This window comes from Candidatus Thiosymbion oneisti, from assembly GCF_004359955.1.
Taxonomy (GTDB): Bacteria; Pseudomonadota; Gammaproteobacteria; order Chromatiales; family Chromatiaceae; genus Thiosymbion; species Thiosymbion oneisti.
Window position 1 is genome coordinate 1 of record NZ_SMSC01000206.1, and the last position, 243, is coordinate 243.

Below are 243 nucleotides of genomic sequence, written 5' to 3' on the forward strand. Positions count from 1 at the left end.
TCCTCTCCCGGAGGGAGAGGGAGTGAAATGCGCAGATTGTGCCGTGTGGCGGTATAGCGAGTATTATTCGGTGGTTCTGCCCAAGCCCGCTCGATGACGGCACCGCCGAGGCACTCCTCGCCCCGATAGAATACCGCGGCCTGGCCCGGTGTGACGGCGCGCTGGGGGCGCGCGAAGCGGACCCGACAACGGTCGTCCCCCAGCTCGATGAGCGTACAGTTCTGAAGGGCCTGGCGGTGACGG

Annotated in this window: 1 protein-coding gene; it reads right to left on the reverse strand. The window is 66.3% G+C overall.

What is annotated here, in order from left to right; all coding sequences use genetic code 11:
* Positions 1-243 (reverse strand): aminomethyltransferase beta-barrel domain-containing protein (locus E1958_RS19960; RefSeq protein WP_341765493.1); only part of this gene is annotated, 243 nt, incomplete at both ends.